The following is a 17911-nucleotide window of genomic DNA, read 5'->3' on the forward strand; positions in this document are numbered from 1 at the left end:
GAACGAAGTTCTAGTGCGGGCGGTCCGGGCGATCAAGTCGCTCGGTCAGCGTCAGCAGATCCTGCCAGGCCTTCTTCTTCTGGGCGGGCGTGCGCAGCAGGAAGGCCGGGTGCAGGGTCGGCATGGCGGGCAGCTCGATGGACTTGTCCTCGGACAGCCATTCGAACCAGCGGCCGCGCATGGACAGGATGCCTTCCTCGCGCTTCAGCATGGCTTTCGCCGAGGCTCCGCCGGCCAGCAGCAGCATCTTCGGCTTCACCAGCGCGATGGCGCGCTCGACGAACGGAGCGCACGTCGCCTGCTCCTGGGGCGTCGGCGTGCGGTTGCCGGGCGGGCGCCAGAAGACGGTGTTGGTGATGAAGACGCGGCCTTCCAGGCCGGCGGCCTTCAGCATGCGGTCCAGCAGCTTGCCCGCGCGACCGACGAACGGCTGGCCTTGGGCGTCCTCGTCGGCGCCGGGGCCTTCGCCGATGATCATCAGCGGCGCGTCGCCGACCCCGCGCGAGAACACGGCCTGCTTCGCCCCCTGCATCTTCAGAGGGCAGCCGTCGAACGCGGCGATGGCGGCGGCCAGGCTTTCCAGGTCGTCGCAGGCGGCCGCGGCGGCCTTGGCGGCGGCGACAGCGGTCCCGACATCGGGGCCGCGCGCCAGAGCCAGGCCGGGGCGGGAGACCGGCGGCGGGGGAGGCGGCGGCTGGCTGCGAGCCCGCAGCATCGCCGCGCCCTCGGCCAGACGATCGATCGGCGCGTCCGCGTAGGACGTATCGACGCCCGCATCGGCCCAGAAGGCCAGCAGGCTTTCGACGGCGCGTTGATCGACGGCGAGGCTCATGAGACGGTAATTAGAGCGTGGCAGCCAAAAGTGTGAGCGGTTTTGGCGCCCGCCACGCTCAAAAAGTATGAGATCGAGCCTGCCTTGCGCAGGCTTGGTCGCGGAATGTCGCCGGGCTCCACGCTGCGTCGCAGCAAAAAAGAGGCGCTAGGCGCTTGACCGCCACTGCGTCACGTTCGGATAAGCTCTGATTCAAACAGTCATAAGACGGGCGGCCGAGCCCCCTTTACCGGGAGACCCCATGAGCGAAGACCTCGAACGCGAGTCGATGGAGTACGACGTCGTCATCGTCGGCGGCGGTCCCGCCGGGCTCTCCGCGGCTATCCGTCTGAAGCAACTGGCCGCCAAGGCCGGGACCGAGATTTCCGTGGCCCTGCTGGAAAAGGGCTCGGAAGTCGGCGCCCACATCCTGTCGGGCGCGGTGATCGATCCCAAGGGCCTGGCCGAACTCTTCCCGAACTGGAAGGAAGAGGGGGCGCCACTGGAGACGCCGGTCACCAAGGACCGCTTCAAGCTGCTGGGTCCGCAGGGCGAGCTGTCCCTGCCGATGTTCGCCATGCCGCCGTTCATGCACAACCACGGTTGCTACATCGCCTCGCTGGGCAACCTGACGCGCTGGCTGGCCGGCAAGGCCGAGGAGCTGGGCGTCGAGATTTATCCGGGCTTCGCCGCCTCGGATCTGGTCTGGAACGAGGACGGCTCGGTCAAGGGCGTCGTCGTCGGCGTCGTCGGCATCGCCAAGGACGGCCACCACAAGCCGGACTATCAGCCGGGCATGGAGCTGCACGGCAAGTACGTCTTCATCGCCGAGGGCGTGCGCGGTTCGTTGGCCAAGCAACTGATCGAGAAGTTCGACCTCTCGGCTGGCAAGTCGCCGCAGAAGTACGGCATCGGCATCAAGGAGCTGTGGCAGGTTCCGCCCGAGAAGCACCAGCCGGGCTTGGCCGAGCACACCACCGGCTGGCCGCTGGACAACCAGACCGGCGGTGGCAGCTTCATGTACCACTTCGGGGATAACTACGTGGCCATCGGCTACGTCGTGCACCTGAACTACAAGAACCCGTGGATCTCGCCGTTCGACGAGTTCCAGCGCTTCAAGCAGCATCCGGGCGTGAAGCCCTACTTGGAAGGCGGCAAGCGCATCGCCTACGGCGCGCGGGCCATCACCGAGGGCGGCTATCAGTCGGTGCCGAAGCTGACCTTCCCGGGCGGCGTGCTGATCGGCTGCTCGGCCGGCTTCGTCAACGTGCCGCGCATCAAGGGCAGCCACAACGCGGTCAAGACCGGCATGATGGCCGCCGAGGCCGCCTACGAGGCTGTCCAGGCGGGCCGCGCCAGCGACGAACTGACCGGCTACCAGACCGCCTATGACACGTCGTGGGTGGCCAAGGAGCTGAAGGTCGTCCGCAACGCCAAGCCGATGCTGGGCAAGTTCGGCACCGCCCTGGGCGGCGCGGTCAGCATGTTCGACATGTGGTGCACGCACCTGCTGGGCGGCTTCTCGTTCTTCGGCACCATGAAGCACGAGAAGACCGACGCGGCCTCGACCGGTCTGGCCAAGGACTACCAGCCGATCGTCTATCCCAAGCCTGACGGCGTCATCAGCTTCGACAAGCTGAGCTCGGTGTTCCTGTCGGCGACCAACCACGAGGAAGATCAGCCGGCGCACCTGAAGCTGAAGGATCCTTCGATCCCGATCTCGGTCAACCTGCCCAAGTACGGCGAGCCGGCGCGCCTCTACTGTCCGGCCGGCGTCTACGAGGTGCTCTACAACGAGCAGGGTCAGGATCCGCGCTTCCAGATCAACGCCCAGAACTGCGTCCACTGCAAAACCTGCGACATCAAGGACCCGTCGCAGAACATCGTCTGGACCACGCCGGAAGGTGGCGGCGGACCGAACTACCCCAACATGTAAATGGAATAGCCTCCCGGTCCCGGACCGGGAGGCTTTTTCTTGCGACCGACCTCGAAACCACCGAGGGTGGCGGGATGACGCGTTTCAAAGTCCTCCTCGCCTGCGTTTCCGTTTCGGCCCTGGCGGCCTGCGCCCAGGGACCCAGCACGGTGACGCTGCGAGGCCCCGTGGCGGGCTCGCCGCTGTTCGACACCCGCTCCTCGTATGGCCAGTTCCTGGCGGGCCAGGCGGCCCTGCGCGACGGCAAGTCCAAGGAAGCGGCCAGCTATTTCGGCACGGCCGCGGTGCTGGGCGACGACCCCGGCGTGATCGGCGAGCGCTCGTTCTCGGCCTTGCTGCTGGCGGGGGAGATCACCCGCGCCGCCGCCGCGGCCCCCACCGGTCCGGACGCCACCGAGGCCGTCCAGCGCATGGGCGTGCTGACCCGGGTGGTCGAGGCATTGGCCACCAACAAGGGCAAGGACGCCCAGGCGCTGCTGAAGGCCGAGCCGCTCGGCTTCCCGCACCAGCAGGCCGCCGCGCTGCTGGCCCCGTGGGCCGCCGCCGCGGCCGGCGACAAAGAGGGCGCGATCGTTCAGCCGACCCTGCGCACCGACAGGCTGGTGCAGTATTTCGGCCAACAGGGTCAGGCGCGCCTCTATGAGCGCGCCAAGCGCTATGACGAGGCCGAGACCGACTACAAGGCCCTGACCGGCAACGCCGCCACGGCCAGCATCTTCACCTTGGACTACGGCGCGTTCCTGGAGCGCCGCAAGCGCCACGACGACGCTGTGGCCCTTTACGATACGGCGCTGGGCGCCGCGCCCAACGATACGGGCCTGCTGCGGGCTCGCGCCCGCGCCGCCGCCAAGGGCGCGCCGCCGCCGATGCCGACCCTTCGCCAGGGCGCGGCCGAGGGGCTGGTGGCCTGCGCCGCCACCTTCGCCGGCGAGCACCAGGCCCAGTTCGCCCTGGCCTATCTGCGCCTGGCCCTGCGCCTGGATCCGGCCCGCGACGAGGCGTGGGTGCTGGTCGGCGACCTGCTGAACCAGGGCCGGGACCCACAGGGCGCGATCGAGGCCTATGGGCACGTGCCGGCGGGCTCGCCGCAATACGCCTCGGCTCAGAGCAAGATCGCCTGGGCCTGGAACGACCTCGGCGACAAGGCCAAGGCGCTGGACGTGGCCCGCGCCGCCGCGACGGCGGCGCCCGGTGATCGCGACGCCCAGCTGGCCCTGGCCGATCTGCTGCGGGCGGGCAGCCAGTGGGACGAGTCGGTGGCGGTGCTGGACAAGGTGGTCGAACGTGAGAGCGCCAGCCCCGACTGGCGCGTGCTCTATCTGCGCGCCGTCTCCCTGGAGCAGGCCAAGCGCTGGCCCGAGGCCGAGCGCGACCTGCAGGCCGCTCTGAAGATCAACCCGAATGAGCCGGAGTTGCTGAACTTCCTCGGCTACAGCTGGATCGACCGCAACGAGCACTTGGCCGAGGCCATGGGCATGGTCCAGAAGGCCGTCGCCGCTCGCCCGCAGTCAGGCGCCATGCTCGACAGTCTCGGCTGGGCCTACTATCGCCTGGGCGACTACAAGGCCGCCGTCGAGAAGCTGGAAGGCGCCGCCGAGCTGGAGCCTGGCGATCCGGACGTCAACGGCCACCTGGGCGACGCCTATTGGCGGGTCGGTCGCAAGACCGAGGCTCAGTTCCAATGGCGGCGCGTCCTGAGCCTTGAGCCCGACGAGAAGCAGAAGGCCGAGTCCGAAGCCAAGCTGAAGAACGGCCTGGCCGCGACCGGCGCGGCGGCGACCGCGTCGACGGTGGCCCACAACTAGGCTATCGGGCTTTCGTCCTTTTCAGCTGAGTTCGAGAGATCATGCGGCTTTCCGCCTTCGCCCCGGCCAAGGTCAATCTGTTCCTGCATGTGGGCGGGCCGGACGCGGAGGGTTATCACCCGATCTCCAGCCTGATGGTCTTCGCCGATGTCGGCGACCGGGTGATGATCCAGCCCGCCGACGCCCCGGATTTCGAGACCTCGGGTCCGTTCGGCGGCGCGATCCCGGCCGGAGGCGACAACCTCGTGGTCCGCGCCGCGCGGGCCTTTCACGCCAAGCTGGGCGGGCCGATCCCGCCGTACCGGCTGATCCTCGAAAAGCACCTGCCGATCGCGGCCGGCCTGGGCGGCGGCTCCAGTGACGCGGGCGCGGCTCTGAGGCTGTTGCGCGACGCCCTGGCCCCGAACCTGTCGGACGACGACCTGGAGCCGCTGGCCGCCAGCCTGGGCGCGGACGGCGCGGCCTGCCTGCGGGCCACGGCCCTGATGGCCGAGGGGCGAGGGGAGATCCTGTCGCCGGCCCCGGCCTTGCCGGAGCTGCATGCGGTGCTGGTCAATCCAGGCGTTCCATCGCCGACCGGGGCGGTCTATCGCGCCTATGACGCCGCCGTGCATCCGGACGGCGCCGAGCGCCCGTTCATGCCGTCCGACCTGGAAAGCGTCGAGGAAGTCGCCGCCTGGCTGTCGGTGGCCACCCGCAACGACCTGGAGGCGCCGGCCGTGGCGCTGGAGTCGCGCATCGGCGAGGTGCTGGACGTTCTGCGCGACGAGCCCGAAAGTTTGCTGGTCCGGATGTCCGGCTCCGGGGCGACCTGTTTCGCCCTCTGCGCCGGCGACATCGAGGCCGAGGGTCTGGTCGACCGTCTTGAGGCGATGCGACCGGACTGGTGGGTGCGGCGTTGCCGCCTGAGCTGAGGAAATGGACATGAAGCGCCGTGACGTTCTCGCCGCCCTCGGTCTAAGTCCCATTTGGGGCCTGGCCGCCGCGCCTGGGCGGGCCAACGCCCAGATCCTGAACCTGGCCCCGACGCCGATCGTGCCTGGCCCCGGCGACGTCGTGGTCAGCCTGGACACCAGCCTGGGCGGCATCATCATCGCTCTGAAGGCCAGGCAGGCGCCGCTGACCACGGCCAACTTCCTGCGGTATGTCGACGGCAAGCTCTATGACGGGGCCAGCTTCTGGCGGGCGGCCAAGGCGCCAGGCTCGACCACCTACGGCCTGATCGAAGGCGGCCTGGCCGGCGATCCGAAGAAGGTGCTGAAACCCGTCGCCCACGAGCCGACCACCCAGACGGGTCTGCGCCATGTCGACGGCACGCTGTCCCTCGCCCGCCGCGAGCCGGGCAGCGGCGACAGCGACTTCTTCATCTGCGCGGGCGACGCCCCCTACCTGGACGCAAATCCGGCGGCGGAAGGCGACAACCTGGGCTTCGCCGCCTTCGGTCAGGTGGTCAAGGGCATGGAGATCGTCCGCGAGATCCTGAACCTGCCGACGCCCGGCGTGGCGATCAATCCGGTGATGAAGGGGCAGATGCTCGATCCGGTCGTGCCGATCGTCACCGCGCGGCGGCTCTAGATCAGCCGCGCGAGGAACACGACGGCGCTGGCCGCCGGGACTAGCAGCAGTTGGGCCAGCACGGTGCCCGCCACGCGGCTGCCGGCGAACCAGACCACGGCGCGGCGGAAGGCAGGCTCGCTCACCCGGCCGTCCATCACGTCGTCGGTCATGATCGACAGCGCCGGGTCGATCAGGACGAACAGCAGGATCGTCGCCACGCCGTTGATCACCGACGACAGGCTGACGGCCGTGACCCGGAACTGCGGATCCAGATAGCCCGCGTAGAGCGAGGCGAAGACCCCGACGGTCAGCAGGGCCTGGGCCAGGACGTTCAGCACGATCACTCGGGCGGGGACGTCGATCTTCTGCTTCAGCCCGTCGAGGTGGCGTGGCGAGGGCAGGGCGACCGCGTCGCGGATATAGCCAACACCGCCCTTGGCGAAAGCGTGCATCAGGAGCTTGGGCACGGAACGGTGGATCTGGAAGTGGGCGACCGCGCGGGTGAACAGGCGCTGCGCGGTCGGGATCGCCAGCGCTCCGATGATCGCCGCCAGGCTGGCGCTGGCCATCAGCCATTGGAAGTCGGCCAGCAGGTTCTGGCCCGTACCATGCAGCAGGTCGCTCTCGATCCGTTTGGACAGGAACGGGCCCTGGAAGGCGTTCGAGGCGCGCGACAGCAGCACCAGCACGTTGAACAGCGCGAACGACATGGCGATCCGTCGCGTGCGGACGCCCGCGATGCGTACCGCGTAGGCCAGGGCTCCGATCAGGTGAATCACGAAGGTCAGGACGCAGAGCAGGAACAGTTGGGCGTCCACGGCGGTCTCCAGGCGGGGCGGGGCGAGCTTGGCTGATGCGCGCCCAAAGAGAAAGGGCGCGGAGGTTGCCCTCCGCGCCCTTCGACTAGGTGCTTACGCCAGCCTTAGCTGTGATAGGCGCGTTCGCCGTGTTCCGAGATGTCCAGGCCTTCTTCTTCGGCTTCCGGCGAAGCCTTCAGGCCGATGATCAGCTTGATCACGAAGAAGACGATCAGCGAGGCCACCAGCGACCAGACGACCGTGACGCCGACCGCCTTCAGCTGGGCGATCACTTGCGCGCCCAGATCATAGACGGCGTTGTCGCAGGTCGACAGGTCGCCGTCCTTGCCGCAGCTCGTGTAGTCGACGATGCCGGCGCCGCCCCAGGCGGGATTGACCAGCAGGCCGGTGCCGATGGCGCCGACGATGCCGCCAATGCCGTGGATGCCGAAGGCGTCCAGGCTGTCGTCATACTTCAGGGCGTTCTTCACGACCGAGCAGAAGAAGATGCAGATCGGCGAGACGACCAGACCCAGGATCACCGAGCCCATCGGACCGGCGAAGCCGGCGGCCGGGGTGACGGCGACGAGGCCGGCGACGATGCCCGAGGCCAGGCCCAGGGCCGACGGCTTCTTGCGGGTGACCCACTCGACGACGATCCACGACAGACCGGCGGCGGCGGTGGCGACGAAGGTGTTGATCATGGCCAGCGAGGCGTAGCCGTTCGACTCGAGGTTCGAACCGGCGTTGAAGCCGAACCAGCCCACCCACAGCAGGCCGGCGCCGACCAGGGTCAGGGTCAGCGAGTGCGGGGGCATCGGCTCCTTGCCGTAGCCTTGACGCTTGCCGAGGATCAGGGCGCCGACGAGAGCGGCGATACCCGCGTTGATGTGGACGACGGTGCCGCCGGCGAAGTCCAGGGCGCCGAAGCCCCAGATCAGGCCCGACTTGACCGGAGCGGTCGGGGCCAGGGCGATCGCGTCAGGACCCGGCCACCACCAGACCATGTGCGCCATCGGATAGTACGACAGCAGCGGCCACAGGACGGCGAAGGCGACGATGGCGGCGAACTTCATGCGCTCGACCAGTGAACCAACCACCAGGGCGGCGGTGATGGCCGCGAAGGTCGACTGGAACGAAATGAAGGTGAACTCGGGGATCACCACGCCGGTCGAGAAGGTCGCGACGTTGCTGGCCGGGGTCACGTCCTTCAGGAACAGGCGTCCCAGGCCGCCCACGAAGCTGTCCCAGCTGCCGCCGTCGGTGAAGGCGAAGCTGTAGCCCCACAGGACCCAAGCGACGAAGCCGATGATGGCGACCGTCGAGACCTGCATCATGACCGACAGCATGTTCTTGGCGCGCACCAGGCCGCCGTAGAACAGGGCCAGGCCCGGGATGATCATCAGCAGGACCAGCAGCGAGGAGGTCAGCATCCACGCGTTGTCACCCTTGTCGTTCTTGTCGACGATGGTGGGCGCGGCGGCTGGGGCGGGAGCCGGCGTGGCGGCCGGCGCGGCCTCGGCGGGCGCTGCGGCGGTCATGGCGGCGGCCGGCGCGGGCGCGGCCTCCTGGGCGAAGGCGGTGGCGCCCAGCGGGGCCCCCGCCAGGGTCGCGGCGAGCAACAGCCCGGCCAGCGGTTTGAAGGTGAGTTTCATCGTCGGTATCCCCTTTTCCCGATGCGTTACAGAGCGGCCGAGCCGGTTTCGCCGGTGCGGATGCGGACGGCTTCTTCGACGTTCAGGACGAAGATCTTGCCGTCGCCGATCTTGCCGGTGGCCGCGGCGGCCTTGACCGCTTCGACGGCCTTGGCCGCGGACGCGTCGTCGACAACCGCTTCCAGCTTCACTTTCGGCACGAAATTCACCTGGTACTCGGCGCCCCGGTAGATCTCGGTCTGGCCTTTCTGACGGCCGTAGCCCTTCACTTCCGACACCGTCAGACCTTCGACGCCGGCGGCGACGAGCGCTTCGCGCACCTCGTCCAGCTTGAAGGGTTTGACGACCGCTATGATCAGTTTCATCCGCCTTGCTCCGACCCGTTGAGCTACGGGCTTGCTTTGCTTGGTTGTTCGGAAGCGTTCTCGCCCCCGGTGCGATCACCGCCGACGCCGCCATCACGCGCTGCATCGTTCCCCGGCTTGGCCACGCTATCGGCGACGGTTCCATGACGGGCGGCGCGGGCAAGGTTTTGGAAAGGAAATGGGCAAGGCGCCCAAAATATCGGCACGTAGCGCTGCTACTGCGTCAGAAACCGGCGATTCGGCCTGACGGGAAGTTCTGGCTCCGACGGGCCGGCTTGTCCTAGGTTGGCGGAATCCCCAACGCCCCGCTTCGGAGCCCGCCCATGTCGCCGCTGGTCATGAAGATCGCTCCCTGGCTGATGCTGGTCATGTCGAACGTCTTCATGACCTTCGCCTGGTACGGTCACCTGAAGGGCAAGCCGATGGCCCTGCCCGTCGCGATCATCTCCAGCTGGCTGATCGCCCTGCCCGAATACTTGCTTGCCGTGCCGGCCAACCGGATCGGACACGCCGTGTATTCGACGGCTGAATTGAAGGTCGGTCAGGAGTTCATCACCCTGATGGTCTTCATGCTGTTTTCGTATTTCTATCTCGGTGAAGCGATCAAGTGGTCGACCGTCGCCGGATTTGGTCTGATCATCGCTGGTGTGGCGGTCATATTCTATTTCCGGTGACGCTTTGCGTGATCACGTGCCCGTGATCACGGAACCGACTCCCCGGTCCGGGCGTACTCCGCTCGAACCGAGAGGAACTCGATCATGATCACCCAGCGTCTCCTGACCGCCGCCGCCGCGGTCGCCCTGATGACCGGCTTCGCCCACGCCCAGGACGCCACGGCGCCCGCCGCGCCAGCGCCGGCCGCGTCCTCGCCCGTCGTCGCCAAGGGCGACCTGATCCAGACCGTCGAGGCCTCGGGTCAGTTCAACACCTTCCTGAAGGCTGTCGGGGCCGTGAACCTGACCAGCGTCCTGAAGACCAACCAGAACCTGACCCTGTTCGCCCCGACCGACGCGGCCTTCGCCGCCCTGCCGGCCGGTGAGCTGGACAAGCTGATGCTGCCCGAGAATGGGCCGATGCTGCAGAAGGTGCTGACCTATCACCTGATCAACGCCAAGGTGGACTCCACCAAGATCAAGGGCGCCAAGGGTGAGGTGAAGAGCGTCGAGGGCTCGCCGCTGCTGCTGGATGGCTCGGGCGCGGTCCCCATGGTCGACACCGCCACCATCACTCAGACCGATGTGATGGCGACCAACGGCGTACTGCACGTGGTCGACAAGGTTCTGATCCCGAAGGATGTTCCGGGCCTGCAGGCCGCCGCCTCGGCGACCGACGCCAATGCGACCATGCAGGTCGCCGCCAACGAGCAGGAAGCGCCGGCCGGCCAGGCCATGACGCCGGCCGCAGACTCGATGGCCCCGACGCCGCAGACCACGACGTCGGCTCCCGCGACCAGCAGCGACATGGCCTCCGACCCCGCCGTCAGCCCCGCCATGCCGGCGGCCACGGCCGCTCCGGACGCCGGGGTGAACACCTCGGTGGTCGTGCCGGTGTCGTCGCAATCGCCGGAGGCCCAGGCCTCGCTGAAGGCCGGCGACGCCAATGTCGTCTCCAACCCGCCGGTCGCCGACACCAAGGCCAACCGCGCCAAGTACGGCGCCCCGGAGTCGAACGCCGGCAAGCACACCGTGCCGAAGGGCAACTAAAGCCCTTACCGTTCCGGACATCGCTTGAAGCACCGGTCGGCGGGCCCTATGGTCCGCCGACTTTTTTCTAGGCCTGCTTCGATATATGTCGCGCGAAAAACCCAAGTCCTTCCAAAGCCTGATCCTGACGCTCCATGACTATTGGAGCCGGCAGGGTTGCATCATCCTGCAGCCGCATGACGTGGAAGTCGGGGCGGGGACCCTGCACCCGGCCACCGTACTGCGCGCCCTGGGCCCCAAGCCGTGGAACGCGGCCTATGTGCAGCCCTCGCGCCGTCCGGGCGACGGGCGCTATGGCGAAAACCCCAACCGCCTGCAGCACTATTACCAGTACCAGGTGATCCTGAAGCCGAACCCCGAGAACATGCAGGACCTGTATCTCGGCTCGCTGGAGGCGATCGGCCTGGACCTGCGCACCCACGACATCCGCTTCGTCGAGGACGACTGGGAGAACCCCACCGTCGGGGCCTGGGGCCTGGGCTGGGAAGTCTGGTGCGACGGCATGGAAGTGTCGCAATACACCTACTTCCAGCAGGTCGGCGGGCTGGATGTCTCGCCGGTGGCCGGCGAGCTGACCTACGGCCTGGAACGCCTGGCGATGTACGTGTTCGGCGTCGACAACGTCTACGACCTGCCGTTCAACGATCCGGACTCGCCGCTGGGCGCGACGACCTATGGCGATGTGTTCCTGGAGAACGAACGCCAGCAGTCGGAAGCCAACTTCCACGGCTACGACGTCGCGGTGCTCAAGCAGCAGTTCGAGCAGATGGAAGAGCAGGTCCCGCTGATGCTGGCCCGCTCGTACCACAACAAGGCTCTGGTCCTGCCCGCCTACGACATGGTCCTCAAGGCCAGCCATCTCTTCAACCTGATGAACGCCCGCGGCGCGATCGCCGTCGCCGAACGCGCCAGCTACATCGGCCGCATCCGCGACCTTTGTAAGATGTGCGCCAGCGCCTGGGTCGAGCAGCAGGAAGCCGCGTAAAGTCTGATGCCCCAACTTCTCCTCGAACTGTTCTCGGAAGAGATCCCCGCCCGCATGCAGGCCCAGGCCGCCAAGGACCTGGAGCGCATGGCGCGCGAGCACCTGGCCGCCGCCGGCTTCCTGCCCGAGGCCCTGAAGACCTTCGCCGGCCCGCGTCGGCTGACCCTGGTGGCCGAAGGCCTGCCGCTGGCCCAGGCCGACCGTAAGGAAGAGCTGAAAGGGCCCCGCGTCGGCGCCCCGCCGCAGGCCATGGAAGGCTTCCTGCGCAAGGCCGGCCTGACGCAAGACCAATTGGTCGAGCGCGACGGCGTCTACATGGCCTTCATCGAGAAGAAGGGCCGCCCGACGCCGGAGATCGTCGCCGAGATGGTCGAGGCGATCGTGCGCGGCTTCCCCTGGCCCAAGTCGATGGTCTGGGGGACCAAGAAGTTGCGCTGGGTGCGGCCGCTGAAGCGCATCCTGTGCGTGCTGGACCGCGAGATCGTGCCGTTCGCCATCGAGGGCATCCCGAGCGGCGACATCTCCGAAGGCCACCGCTTCATGGGCGACGCCCAGCCGTTCGTGGCGCGGGACTTCGATGAATACGCCGCCGGCCTGGAAGCCCACTACGTCGTGCTCGACGTCGAGGAGCGCAAGCAGCGCATCCTCGAAGGCTGCAAGACCCTGTGCTTCGCCCGTCACCTGGAACTGGTCGAGGACCAGGGGCTTCTGGACGAAGTCGCCGGCCTGGCCGAATGGCCGACGCCGGTGCTGGGCGACATGGACCCGGTGTTCCTCAGCCTGCCGCCCGAGGTGATCCGCACCTCGATGCGCACGCACCAGAAGTACTTCGCCGTCCGCAAGGCCGGGGAAGAGGGGCTGGCGCCGCACTTCATCACCATCGCCAACATCCAGGCCGCCGACGGCGGCGCGGTGATCGCGGCCGGCAACGCCAAGGTGCTGTCCTCGCGCCTGTCCGACGCCCGCTTCTTCTGGGACGAGGACGTCAAGGTCGGTTTCGAGCCTTGGCTTGAGAAGCTGAACGGCGTCACCTTCCACGCCAAGCTCGGGACCATGGCCCAGCGCGTCGAGCGCATCGTCGCCCTGGCCGGCGAGATCGCCCCGCTGGTCGGCGCGGATGTCGCCAAGACCAAGGAAGCCGCGCGTCTGGCCAAGGCGGATCTCGCCTCGCAGATGGTCGGCGAGTTCCCCGAGCTGCAGGGGATCATGGGCGGCTACTACGCCCGGACCTTCGGCCTGGACGGCGAGATCGCCGACGCCGTGCGCGACCACTACAAGCCGCAAGGGCCGTCGGACGCGGTGCCGACCGCGCCGGTGAGCGTGGCCGTGGCGCTGGCGGACAAGCTGGATACGTTGGTCGGGTTCTTCGCGATCGACGAGAAGCCGACGGGGAGCAAGGATCCCTATGCGTTGCGCCGCGCGGCGCTGGGCGTGATCCGGATCGTGCTCGAGAATGGGTCTCGTATTCCGCTAGGCAAGATACTTAGCATCGCCGGGACGATCGTCATTACGTCGAGCCGACTGAGTAATGAGACCTCCTATTCGAAGGATATTCTTGCCTTCTTCGCTGACCGCCTGAAGGTCACCCTCCGCGACCAGGGCAAGCGCCACGACCTCGTCGACGCCGTCTTCGCCCTGGGCGACGACGACCTGGCGCGCATCGTCGCGCGGGTCGAGGCCCTGGACGGCTTCCTGAAGACCGACGACGGCAAGAGCCTGATGGCCGGCTACAAGCGCGCCTCCAACATCCTCAAGGCCGAGGAGAAGAAGGGCGCTCTGCCGGTCGGGGCGCCCGAGGAGCCGGCCGCCGACAGCGCCGCCGAGGTGGGCCTGTACAACGCCCTGCGCCTGCTGGCCAAGCCGCTGAAGGACGCCCTGGACGCCGAGGACTTCACCGGCGCCATGACCCAGCTGGCTGAGCTGCGCGGCCCGGTCGACGCCTATCTGGACGGCGTCTTCGTCAACGAACCCGAGCACCGCGACAACCGCCTGAAGACCCTGGCGGCGGTGCGGGATGAAATGGGTAAGGTGGCGGACTTCGGCCTGATCGCGGGGTAACCCGATCTTCCGATTTCCCCGGCGAATGCCGGGGCCCAGACGAACCAAGAGCGCCGGGCGGCTTCGCTCGGCGCTCTTTCGCATTCGCGGCTGACGTTCAGGATGGATCTGGGCCCGGCATTCGCCGGGGAGATCGGGTGTTTTGGTTCGAAAGACCCTACGCCGCCGCCGAGTCGAACTCGGCTTTCCAGCCGGCGAAGGCGGCGCGGTCGTCCTGGTCCCAGGGGTGGAAGCCGGGGCGGTACCAGGCGAAATAGGTCTTCCAGCCCCGGCGGAACAGGCCCGGCTTGTCCCACACGAACGCGTTGACCGCCTTCAGCGCCGCCTTGGGCGAATAGCCGTCGGCCTCCAGCAGGCGGGCGGCGTAGCGGCAGATGTTGCGGGTGAACATGAGGGTCACGAAGAACATGGCCCGGCAGCGCATCATATAGCGGCGACGCGGCGACCAGTCCTTGGTCGCGACCATGAAGACGTCGTAGGCGACGGCCTTGTGCTCGGTCTCCTCCATGGCGTGCCAGCGCCACAGCTTCTCGACTTCGGGGTGGGCCTTGTCGAACAGGTCCTGATGACGCGCGTGGGTCTCGGCCATCATCGCCGTGAAGTGCTCCAGCGCGATGGTCGACAGCAGCATGGCCATCTGGCCGCGCTCGCGGGCCATCTTCACGCGGCCCTTCACCGTCTCCTCGATCTCGGCGACCGGATAGCGCGTGCGATCGATCAGGCTGTTCAGCTGATGGTGCTCGCGCGAGTGGATGGCTTCCTGGGCGATGAAGTTCCTGGCGTCGTCCAGCAGCTTTCCGGTCAGCAGGTGGCGGTAGTTGCGCACCGCGTCCATGAACAGGCGCTCGCCGTCCGGGAAGGTCAGGGACAGGGCGTTGAACACCGCCGTGCCGACGGGATCGCCGCCCAGCCAGTGACCCTTCTGGGCGTCGGCGAGGTCGAAGCGGATGTCGCGCGGGGTGACGTCCAGGTCGGCCGGAGTGGTTTTGGTGTCGATCATGGCGTTATGCGCTCCGCCGGTTTAGGGCTGTCTAAGCCGCTCGATGGCGCAGAGTGAGTTGTACTGACAAAAATGTCAATAGAGGCTTCAGCCCCGAAGACCCGCGTGCGTCGTACGCCCGAGGCCGCGCGCGAGAACATCCTCGCGGCCGCCGAAGTCCTGCTGGTCGAACACGGCCCCCAGGCCATCAAGCTGGCCGATGTCGCCAAGGCCGCCGGTGTGGTCCACGCCAATGTCATCCACCACTTCGGTTCGATCGCCGGGGTCGAGACGGCGCTGATGGAGCGGATGATCCGGCAACTGGCCGACAAGATCATCGTCGGGTTCAACGCGCAGGGTGTTTCGCCGGGCTTCGGGGCCCAGGCCCTGTTCGACGCCTTCGAGGCCAAGGGCGTGGCGCGGCTGGCGGCGTGGCTGGAGCTGACCGGGGAAGGGCGGCGCATGACCCTGGTGCGAGAGGTCGTCGACGCGGTGGTTCAGACGCGGCTGGCGCGCGACGTCGGCGTCGAGCGCGACAAGATCGTCGACTTCATCCTGGTCAACATCATCCTGGCGATCGGGGTGGGACTGTTCGGGCCGACGCTGAGCGAGCTGCTGGGCCGGCCGTCGGGCCGCGCGCGTGAACTGGCGCTGGAGATGGTCGCGGGACGGATCACCGCCATGGGCGGCAAGGCCTAGGGCCCTTTAGCTTTAGATGGAATCATCTAAAGCGTTCAAAAGGGCTCTAAATGTTTGATTCTAGAGCCTGTTTATCCCGTCTAGATGGTTCCATCTAAACGGGACAGGCTCTAGGCGCGGGCCAGCAGCGCCGGCAGGACGGCCTGCGTCAGCAAGGGCGCCAGGCGGAGGTCGCCCGGCGCGGCCGGGTCGATCCAGACCAGTTCTTCGATCTCGGCTTGAGCGGCGATGTCGCCCTCGACCGTGGCCAGATAGGTCGCCGACTGGACGGTGAAGCCGGCCTCGTTGGCGGCCGGGGCCGAGAAATGGCCCAGGAGTTCGGCATGGACCAGCCGGCAGCCCAGCTCCTCGTCGAGCTCGCGCGCCAGGGTGGTGAGATCGTCCTCGCCGGCGTCGCGCTTGCCGCCGGGCTTCATGAAAGTGGCCGTGCCGCGCTTGCGGACCAGCAGCATGCGGCCGTCCTGGTCGCGGATCACGGCGGTGACGATGTCGAGGACGCGGCTCATCCCGGGAAGATAGCCGCGTCCCCGATTCTTTTCCGGGCTTCGCGGCGCTATTTCTCGACCGCCGCCAGGATGTGCTCGGCCAGCAGCTTCTCGGCGATGACGTGCGGCTGGCGGACGCCGAAGTTGGCGGTGGTGATCACCGCCACCAGGTCGAGGTCCGGTACGATGGCGACCTTCTGGCCGCCCGTGCCGCTCATCACCCAGGCCTTGTGGCCGGCGCCATCAGAGCCTGGGAAGGTCTGCAGCCAGATCAGGTAGCCGTAGTCGGTGTTCTCCCGGGCGTTGGCGTGGGGCGCGACGGCCGCCTTCACGAAGTCGGCCGGCAGCACCGGCTTGCCGTCCCACCGGCCGCCATTGGCGTAGAGCTGGCCCAGCTTCAGCAGGTCGCGGCTACGCAGGCCCAGACCGCCGCCGCCCATGGCCAGGCCCTTGGGCGATATCTGCCAGTGTGGGGCCTCGATGCCGAGCGGCTTGAACAGCACCTCGTCGGCGAAGGCAGGCAGGGGCTTCTTCACGGCGTTCTGGACGACCTGACCCAGGGTCACGACCCCGGCGGTGCAGTAGCTGAAGCTGCGGCCATACGGCGAGGCCTCGGGCTTGGGCATCCAGTCCGGGAAGCCGCGCACCGGCAGGTCCAGATAGAAGCCGACCCAGTCCTCGATTAGGTACATCCGCTCCTCGTTGCCGCGCGAGAACTGGTTGTCGTCGTCGCACTCGGCGATGGAGCTCATGGTCAGCAGGTCCTCGACCGTGACCTTGTCCTTGCGCGGGTCGGGATTGGCGACCGGCGGCCGGCCTTTCAGGTAGGCCTTGATGGGCGCGTTGACGCCGGACAGGGCGCCGCGGGCGATGGCGGCCCCGGCCAGCATGGCGGTGACGGTCTTGGTTGTGGAGCGGGTGTTGCGCCGCGCCTCGGGACCACCGTCCTTCTGATCGGCGTCGTAATAGGCTTCGAAAACCAGCTTGCCGTGGCGCGCGACCAGGACGCTGGTGATCTGCTGGAACTGTCCGGCCTTGATGGCACCCGACATCGCGTCGAGCTTGGAGGCCGAGAGGCCTTCGGCGGCGGGCGTGGCCGTGGGCCAGTCGGCGGCGTGAGCCGAGAGCGGCGCCCAAAGAGGAGCGAGTGCGAGGGCGGCGGCGAACGCGAAGGCTTTCAAGGCGTGAACTCCAAAAGGAACCTCCGCCGTCTAGGCCGCGTCGGCGGTCTCGTCTTGGACGCTTGAAACTTCCGGCCGGCGACCGCACAGCCGGGCGAACTCGCCGGGCGTGACGCCATAGGCCTTGAGGAACTGGCGATTGAGGTGGCTCTGGTCGCAGAAGCCGGAGGCCAGGGCGATCTCGCCGATCGGGTCGCGGCCGCGCATCAGCAGGTCGGCGGCGCGCTCCAGCCGTCGCGCGCGCAGCCGGTCGCCCGGCGCCGCGCCCAGCCAGCGGCGATAGCCGCGCGCCAGATGGACCGGATGCACGCCGGCGATCTCGGCGAGATTTGCGACGCTGATCGGCTGGTCGAACGCATCCGCCAGATAGGTCTCGGCGCGGTCCAGCCAGGGTGGGCGGCTGTCGCCGTCCGAGGCCGGCGCCAGCGCCTGGGCGGCCAGCTCCAGGCTCAGGCCCTCCAGCGACAACGTCTCGGCGTCGCGGGCCAGCAGCGAGCGGGTCAGGCGCAGGGCGGCACGGCGGGCGGCGGGACCGGTCAGCCGAAGGGCGTCGATGGCCGCGCCGCGCCCGGCGTCGGCCAGGGTCCGCCAGTCGGTAGGGGCGAAGCTGACGGCCAGGAAATAGCCGCCGACATCCACGAAGCGGTCGCGATGCACCACGCCCGGCGGGTTGAAGACCAGCACCGGCCCCTCGGTCTCGGGGCCGGCGGCGGTGGTCACATAGCGGCCGTGGGTGGCCAGCACGAAGTGGGCGTCGTCGTGGCTGTGCTCGTCGACGTGCTCGGCGCGCTTGGTGGCCTTGAGGTGGGCCAGGCGCACGCCCTGAAGCTGGCGCTCGACGGTCGGCGCGCCATAGAACCGGCCTTGGCTGAAGGCGGTCCTCGGCGCGGCCACG

Annotated in this window: 17 protein-coding genes; 9 read left to right on the forward strand and 8 right to left on the reverse strand. The window is 68.1% G+C overall.

The window, feature by feature from the left end; genetic code table 11:
- Window positions 1-10: 10 nt before the first annotated feature.
- On the reverse strand, window positions 11-832 hold the full coding sequence (locus AC07R7_RS17305; RefSeq protein WP_494636026.1) for a uracil-DNA glycosylase: 822 nt from the start codon (window positions 830-832) through the stop codon (window positions 11-13).
- A gap of 241 nt (window positions 833-1073) precedes the next feature.
- Between AC07R7_RS17305 and AC07R7_RS17310 the strand changes: the two genes are divergently transcribed.
- The 4 genes from AC07R7_RS17310 (at window position 1074) to AC07R7_RS17325 (ending at window position 6127) form a co-directional block, all read left to right on the forward strand.
- The gene (locus AC07R7_RS17310; RefSeq protein WP_494636027.1) at window positions 1074-2747 is read left to right on the forward strand and encodes an electron transfer flavoprotein-ubiquinone oxidoreductase; all 1674 of its coding nucleotides are present in this window, start codon (window positions 1074-1076) and stop codon (window positions 2745-2747) included.
- A 74-nt stretch (window positions 2748-2821) separates the two neighbouring features.
- On the forward strand, window positions 2822-4552 hold the full coding sequence (locus AC07R7_RS17315) for a tetratricopeptide repeat protein (protein WP_494636028.1): 1731 nt from the start codon (window positions 2822-2824) through the stop codon (window positions 4550-4552).
- 41 nt (window positions 4553-4593) lie between these two features.
- Window positions 4594-5466, forward strand: a complete 873-nt coding sequence (locus AC07R7_RS17320; protein ID WP_494636029.1) for a 4-(cytidine 5'-diphospho)-2-C-methyl-D-erythritol kinase — start codon at window positions 4594-4596, stop codon at window positions 5464-5466.
- A 10-nt stretch (window positions 5467-5476) separates the two neighbouring features.
- On the forward strand, window positions 5477-6127 hold the full coding sequence (locus AC07R7_RS17325; protein WP_494636030.1) for a peptidylprolyl isomerase: 651 nt from the start codon (window positions 5477-5479) through the stop codon (window positions 6125-6127).
- Here AC07R7_RS17325 and AC07R7_RS17330 read toward each other — a convergent pair.
- From AC07R7_RS17330 to AC07R7_RS17340, 3 genes are all read right to left on the reverse strand, one after another.
- Window positions 6124-6927 (reverse strand): lipid II flippase Amj family protein, encoded by an 804-nt coding sequence (locus AC07R7_RS17330; protein ID WP_494636031.1) that lies wholly within the window; start codon window positions 6925-6927, stop codon window positions 6124-6126. The two genes, AC07R7_RS17325 and AC07R7_RS17330, sit on opposite strands and share 4 nt — an antisense overlap.
- A 104-nt stretch (window positions 6928-7031) precedes the next feature.
- Window positions 7032-8561 carry an ammonium transporter gene (locus AC07R7_RS17335; RefSeq protein ID WP_492840099.1) on the reverse strand — a complete coding sequence of 510 codons (1530 nt, stop codon included), beginning with the start codon at window positions 8559-8561 and terminating at the stop codon, window positions 7032-7034.
- Between the two features lie 26 nt (window positions 8562-8587).
- Window positions 8588-8926: a P-II family nitrogen regulator gene (locus AC07R7_RS17340; protein WP_004623580.1), complete on the reverse strand. Its 339-nt coding sequence runs from the start codon at window positions 8924-8926 to the stop codon at window positions 8588-8590.
- 323 nt (window positions 8927-9249) lie between these two features.
- On the opposite strand from AC07R7_RS17340, the gene AC07R7_RS17345 reads away from it, so the two are divergent.
- The 4 genes from AC07R7_RS17345 to glyS all read left to right on the forward strand — a co-directional run bounded on the left by AC07R7_RS17345 (window position 9250) and on the right by glyS (window position 13672).
- Complete coding sequence (locus AC07R7_RS17345; RefSeq protein WP_494636032.1) at window positions 9250-9600, forward strand: DMT family protein; 351 nt, start codon at window positions 9250-9252, stop codon at window positions 9598-9600.
- Between the two features lie 84 nt (window positions 9601-9684).
- Window positions 9685-10629 carry a fasciclin domain-containing protein gene (locus AC07R7_RS17350; RefSeq protein ID WP_494636033.1) on the forward strand — a complete coding sequence of 315 codons (945 nt, stop codon included), beginning with the start codon at window positions 9685-9687 and terminating at the stop codon, window positions 10627-10629.
- Window positions 10630-10714: 85 nt separating this feature from the next.
- The gene (locus tag AC07R7_RS17355) at window positions 10715-11614 is read left to right on the forward strand and encodes a glycine--tRNA ligase subunit alpha (RefSeq protein ID WP_492840096.1); all 900 of its coding nucleotides are present in this window, start codon (window positions 10715-10717) and stop codon (window positions 11612-11614) included.
- 6 nt (window positions 11615-11620) lie between these two features.
- Window positions 11621-13672 (forward strand): glycine--tRNA ligase subunit beta, encoded by a 2052-nt coding sequence (gene glyS, locus AC07R7_RS17360; RefSeq protein ID WP_494636034.1) that lies wholly within the window; start codon window positions 11621-11623, stop codon window positions 13670-13672.
- Window positions 13673-13829: 157 nt separating this feature from the next.
- Here glyS and AC07R7_RS17365 read toward each other — a convergent pair whose 3' ends face one another.
- Entirely contained in the window at window positions 13830-14672 is an 843-nt protein-coding gene (locus AC07R7_RS17365; RefSeq protein WP_494636035.1) for a metal-dependent hydrolase, read from the reverse strand.
- Between the two features lie 72 nt (window positions 14673-14744).
- On the opposite strand from AC07R7_RS17365, the gene AC07R7_RS17370 reads away from it, so the two are divergent.
- The gene (locus AC07R7_RS17370; protein ID WP_494636036.1) at window positions 14745-15350 is read left to right on the forward strand and encodes a TetR/AcrR family transcriptional regulator; all 606 of its coding nucleotides are present in this window, start codon (window positions 14745-14747) and stop codon (window positions 15348-15350) included.
- 110 nt (window positions 15351-15460) lie between these two features.
- Here the strand turns inward: AC07R7_RS17370 and AC07R7_RS17375 are convergent, their stop codons facing one another.
- The 3 genes from AC07R7_RS17375 to AC07R7_RS17385 are packed head-to-tail and all read right to left on the reverse strand — an operon-like array spanning window position 15461 to window position 17910.
- Window positions 15461-15856: an NUDIX hydrolase gene (locus tag AC07R7_RS17375; RefSeq protein WP_492884254.1), complete on the reverse strand. Its 396-nt coding sequence runs from the start codon at window positions 15854-15856 to the stop codon at window positions 15461-15463.
- A 47-nt stretch (window positions 15857-15903) separates the two neighbouring features.
- The gene (locus AC07R7_RS17380) at window positions 15904-17016 is read right to left on the reverse strand and encodes a serine hydrolase domain-containing protein (RefSeq protein ID WP_494636037.1); all 1113 of its coding nucleotides are present in this window, start codon (window positions 17014-17016) and stop codon (window positions 15904-15906) included.
- A 30-nt stretch (window positions 17017-17046) separates the two neighbouring features.
- Window positions 17047-17910, reverse strand: a complete 864-nt coding sequence (locus AC07R7_RS17385; protein ID WP_494636038.1) for a helix-turn-helix domain-containing protein — start codon at window positions 17908-17910, stop codon at window positions 17047-17049.
- Between the last annotated feature and the right edge of the window lies 1 nt (window position 17911).

The sequence above is a fragment of the Caulobacter sp. GW821-FHT05F04 genome, assembly GCF_059419665.1.